At 59.6% G+C, this 5,412-nt stretch carries 2 protein-coding genes; both read right to left on the bottom strand.

Going from position 1 to position 5,412, the window contains the following annotated elements; genetic code table 11:
• Positions 1–2,729: calcium-binding protein (locus KO516_RS19570; RefSeq protein WP_216005481.1), on the bottom strand; the 2,729-nt coding region annotated here is incomplete at its 3' end.
• Positions 2,730–3,196: 467 nt separating this feature from the next.
• Positions 3,197–5,134 carry an acyltransferase family protein gene (locus KO516_RS19565; RefSeq protein ID WP_216005480.1) on the bottom strand — a complete coding sequence of 646 codons (1,938 nt, stop codon included), beginning with the start codon at positions 5,132–5,134 and terminating at the stop codon, positions 3,197–3,199.
• Positions 5,135–5,412: the final 278 nt, after the last annotated feature.

Below are 5,412 nucleotides of genomic sequence, written 5' to 3'. Positions count from 1 at the left end.
ACATCGCCTTGCCCCAGCAGATAGGTACTGTTGGTTTCACCGGCCACAGCCACCCCGTCGCGCAGCCATTGGAAACTGAGCGCGCCAAGCCCATCGGCATCGGCGATGGTTGCTGTCTGCGCGGTCAGGGTTTGATCCTCGGCGGCGGTGCCGTCGACGGTCACGGCCCCGGTCGGGGCGAAATTGGCGGGAACGCCGGTCATGGTCAGGCTCGACCCGTCGCTCAGGGTCAACACCCGGTCGCCGGCCCCGTTGGCCGACACCACCATCGCCGCACGCTCGCCAGCCGACAGAGCCGAGAAATCAACGTTGTCGAACGCGGCGTCGAAATCGGTGACGACATCATTGCCCATGCCCAGCCGTACCACAACGGTATCACTGCCCTCGCCCAGCGTCAGGTTGTCATTCCCCGCGCCGCCATCAAGCGTGTCATCGCCGCCGCGCCCATCGAGGTTGTCATTGTTGCCGCCGCCCGACAGGGCATTGGCCATCTCATCCCCGAAGAGGTCATCGGCCTGCGCCGAGCCGATCAGATGTTCGACGGTTTCGAACATGGCGCCACTGGCGGCGCCTCCGTTGGCGCTCGGGTCCAGCAGATCGACCAGCACAAAGCTGGCATCGGCATAAGACACCGTGTCCTCGCCCTCTCCGCCAACGAACATATCCGCGCCGCCGCGCGAGTTGATCAGGTCGTCGCCGTCGCCGCCCATCACCATGTTGGTGCCAAAGTTGTCGCCAATGGTGTCGTTGAACCCCGAGCCGATGATGTTCTCGATGCTGCTGTAGATGTCGCCGCGCGCATCACCGGTGTTGCCCGAGTTGTTAATCAGGCTCGCCGAAACCCCTGCCGATGCCGAGGAATAATCCGCCGTATCGCTTCCCGATCCACCGTTGAGCGTATCGGCGCCAGCGCCGCCCTGAAGCGTGTCATCGCCGCCATTGCCGTTCAGGCTGTCATTGCCAGCGCCGCCCGCCAGAAAATTGTCGCTGTTGTTTCCGGACAAGGTGTCGTCGAACCCGGAGCCGATCAGGTTTTCGATGCTGCTGTAGCTGTCCCCCGCCGCCTCGCCGGTGTTCGATCCGGGACTGGACAGGTTAGCCCCCACCCCGGCCGTGGCATCGGCATAGCTTGCGCTGTCGGTGCCATTGCCGCCTCGCAGATCATCGGCGCCCAGACCGCCGTTCACCGTATCGTCGCCGTTGCCTGCCACCAGCGTGTCGTCACCGCCGCGCCCAAACAGCATATCCGCGCCGTCCAGCCCTTCGATGCGGTTGGCGGTGCTGTTGCCGCCCAGCGTATCGTCGCCGGTGCCCCCGATCAGGTTCGAAATGCCGGAATAGCTGTCGCCCGCGGCATCGCCGGTGTTCAGCGCGGTATTGGCCAGATCGGCCACCAAGCCATCATCCGTGTCGCTGTAGCTGGCAAAATCGCTTCCCGCCCCCCCGATCAGCACATCCGCGCCCGCGCCGCCCGCTAGGGTGTCGTCGCCATCACTGCCGGTGATCGTGTCGCTGCCGGCCTCGCCGAACAGCTGATCATCGCCATCATTGCCAGAGATGGCATCGCCGCCTTCACCGCCGCGGATGATGTTGTTCAGATTGGTGCCTGTCAGGTCGTCGTCGAAATTCGACCCGACAAGATTGGTCACGTTGGTGTAGCGATCGCCAGTCGCATCGCCAGTGTTCAGCGTGGGATTGTCGAGGTTGACCGTCAGCCCGCCCGCAGAGCTGCCATAGGCCGCAAAGGACATGCCGCCCGTGCCGATCAGCGTATCTTCCCCTTCGCCGCCATCCAGCTCGTTGATCCCCGAACCGCCCTCCAGCCAGTCGTTGTCGGCGTCGCCGAACAGCGTGTCGTCACCTGATCCGCCAATCAGCCTGTCAAGGCCAGCGCCGCCGTGCAGGATGTCATCGTCGCCCTCGCCCTCGATGGAATCGTTGCCGTCATCGCCCGACAGCCGGTCGATTCCGAGCCGCCCGAAGATGGTGTCATTGCCGCCACCGCCGCTGAGAACATCATTCCTGTCGGTGCCGATCAGGGTGTTGGGGTTGGCATTGCCGGTTTCGGTGTTGCCGAGCAGATCGTCGATCCGAAGCGTGCCATCGATGATGTCGAACACCCACACGCCAGCCACGCCGGTGTTGCCGACCAGCGAATCCATGTCTTCGGCAAGGCCCAGCTCATCCCCCGCCGTGCCGCCGCGCAGGAACAGCCGCGGCCCGCCGTCAGCAACAAGCCCCATCTGAAAGCTGTTGCCGCGCGAATTCCCCATATCCTCAAAGCGATAGACAATCCGCGTGTCACCGTCTTCCAGATCGATCATTTCAAGCTGAAAGGTGTTGGGAAAGGTGACATCGCGACTGTAGATCCCGACGCCGTCCCATGTAACAACCACGGAATCGCGGTCGGCGTTGGTGTCGAAATAGATGCCCGGCGTCGCCCCTGGCGGCAATGTGCGGTTGTCCAGATCGTCGTAGAACGGCGCGATTATGAAATCGGTGTTCTCGAATGTGCCAAAGTAATCGATGGTCTGGTCGATGAAGCTGACACCGCCATTGGTGCTGATGAAAAGCTCGTCAAAGCTGCGTCCGCCGAACAGAAAGCCGCTTTCGAAGACACTGCTGATGCTGAAAAGTTCGGAGTTGTCATCGCCCTGCGCGATCAGGGATTCGCCATAGGGCAAAAGTGCGTTCGAAGTGATCGGATCAAAACTGTTGGGGCCGGACATTGTACAGATTCCTTTTTAAAACAGGTCTGAACCTCCCGGAAAAACGGGAGTTTCTTGTGCAACAGGGCTAGAAAATTCAATCTCGATCACTTTAACGTTGCGTCAACTAACTACAAGACTTGACAAGTCACCCTTTACAGAAACCCGAAAATGATAGGGCAGTGCGCCCACGGGCAGCCACCCATCGCCTTGGCTTCCCCGGGTCGGGCAAGGCTGGCGCGATGGTTCGTCATTCTTCAACGCGCCATGATCGGCGGGCCGCTGCGGCAGCCCTGTGACAGGCTGTCAAACCAGCCGCCCCTGGGGCACTGGCGCGTCAGTTCGGCTGTCTTGAGGATATGCCGCCGGGCGTCGTCGGGCAGCATTTTGCGCTTGCTCCCGACCCACGCAGGGCGAAGACGCCTGTCAGTTCCGGTTAAATCCCGAACCTGACAATCGCCTCCGCCCTGCGCTCAAAACGGCAGCGGCTACTGGGTCAGAAGAGTCGACCCAATCTGCGCGAACAGCGCATCCGAGAGGGTCTTGGCATAGGTCGCGGTAAGATGATTGCTGTCGCGCCACATGATCATGCCATCCTGCACCACATTGCAAATCCCGTTCGGGCAGATGATGCTATTCAGATCGACGATCTGCACGTCTTCGGCCACTCTGGATCGGGCCAGTTTGTAATCCTCATCGTCGAGCACGTCGGCCCATGGCCGAGGGCAGCGTTCAGGATCCGACAGCAGCGGCTGCGAGATACAGGCGGGAACGTCGATCCTCATGTAAGGCGTGTCCCGCAGCGCAATCACGGTCACGCCCATGTCGAGCACCTTGTTGAGCGCGTGCGCGATGCCAGACGGAGTGGCTTCGAACGAAGAGTCGACCAGCGCCACGAGGAATTCGGGGGGTTCGGCTGCGATACGCTCCATGACGCGGTCATTCCAGGTCCGGCAGCTTTCCGAAAGATAGGCATCCATTCCCTCTGCCTCGGTGGAAAAGAAACGGCACGAACTCTTGGTCATCGAAACCAGCTTCAGATCAAGATCGTCGGTAATCTGTCGCAGGGGCGGTTGCCATTGGGCGGAATGCGAGCCTCCAACAAGGAATATCCGGGCACGGGCGTCATCGGGTCCGAATTCGCAGGACACAACAGCGTCGGTGACCTGATCCTGATGGCAGCCAAGATCATAGACCTCGGCGAGATCTTCCCGCACTCTGAGAATGGTGAGCGGCGCCCGGGAAATCGGATGCCTCCACTCGGCCAGTCTGGCGGGATGCAGGACGAGGATACGTTCGAGCGCAAGACTGCTGACACAGGTCACGATGATCGCTGTCACGGCCGTAAGGGTCAGGCCATAGCGGGGAAAGCGCCCGTTGCGAAAGGCGGAGCCGACCCAAGCTAGAAACCCTGTGCTGAGCCAGGAAAGAGCAATAGCGGCCAATATGATGAGGGTGGCCGACAGAATGGTTTGTTCCTGCGTATGGCGCTGGTACAGGGCAAAAATTGGAAAATGCCACAGATATATCCCGAAGGTCATGCTGCCAATGCGGACCAGCACGCGATTTGACAGAAGCCCCCCGGCATTGCGCAGCCCTCCGGTCTCACGGGCGTATTTCAGGATCAGAAGCGCCCCGAGCGTCGGCCAGAGAGACGCTATTCCCGGAAAGGCATTTCGAAGCAACAGGCCACAAGACAGGAAAGCAAGAAAACCGCACCAGGACAGCAGGTTCCCAAGCGCGCTTTCCGAGGTTTTTTCAGTTCCGTAGCTGGCCAGAAGCGCCCCAAGCCCGAACTGCCAGATCCGCGTGAATGTGTCATAATAGGCAATGACGGGATTGGTTTGGCTCAGGTAAATTGACCAGACAAAGGATATCAGGCTTGCTGCGGCAATGATCGTCCGGAAGGTTTTCAACCGATTGAATCCCGTCCGTTTAACGCAGAGCAGAGCCAGCAGCACAAAGGCGGGAAACAGCAGATGGACCTGTGCAATCACGGAAATCGCCCAATAATGCTGAAACAGGCTCATACCTTCGCTGCTGGCGAGGTAATCCTGCCCGGTCACCCCAAGCCAATAGTTCTGCAGGTAGACCGCGCTAAAGGCCCCGTCTCGTAAAACTGCAATCCACTCGATGGGACTGATGAACACCGTTGAGAAAAGCAGTACGACGATGACCACGAGGATGGCCTCTGGCGCGGTACGCTGGAAAAACTTGTTGTAATACTCCAGAAAGCCCGATCCGCTTTCCAGAAGCCGTCTGGCACTTCCCCAGAGGAAGAAGCCTGAGACGACCAGAAATATATCAACCCCCCCGGAGACACCAAGCTGGAAAATGTGGAAAACCGCGATGAGCAAAGCGCTGATCGCGCGCAGGCCTTGAATTTCCTGCCGCTTCGAAGAACGGATGGAGGATTTTCTATCCATCTGAAAGACTCTCAGTGATGTATTTGGGCACCCTCAGTCCAGATAGACAAATCAAAATCAGGTCAAGGTTTTTCCCGCCAGCGCCGCCCGAACAAACGTTTTAGACGCACTCTTTGCTGACTCATTTACCTAAATGGTCGACATTGTTGCAGAAAGGCGGTTTGAGGTGTGACTGGCATCGTGGCAAAACTCTCGCGTTGAGCGAGGTTCCCCTTTCCCACTTGAGTTCACACCGCGCGCTAGGTGTTTGATCCCGCGGTTTGATGGTGTGATCCTTT

It is taken from the genome of Citreicella sp. C3M06 (genome assembly GCF_018860705.1).
GTDB lineage: Bacteria > Pseudomonadota > Alphaproteobacteria > Rhodobacterales > Rhodobacteraceae > Salipiger.
This window is presented reverse-complemented; position numbering and strand designations above follow the sequence as displayed.

Excerpts from the sequence above, each read along its gene's own strand:
- KO516_RS19565 (WP_216005480.1), bottom strand. The coding sequence starts at position 5,134 with ATGGATAGAAAATCCTCCATCCGTTCTTCGAAGCGGCAGGAAATTCAA.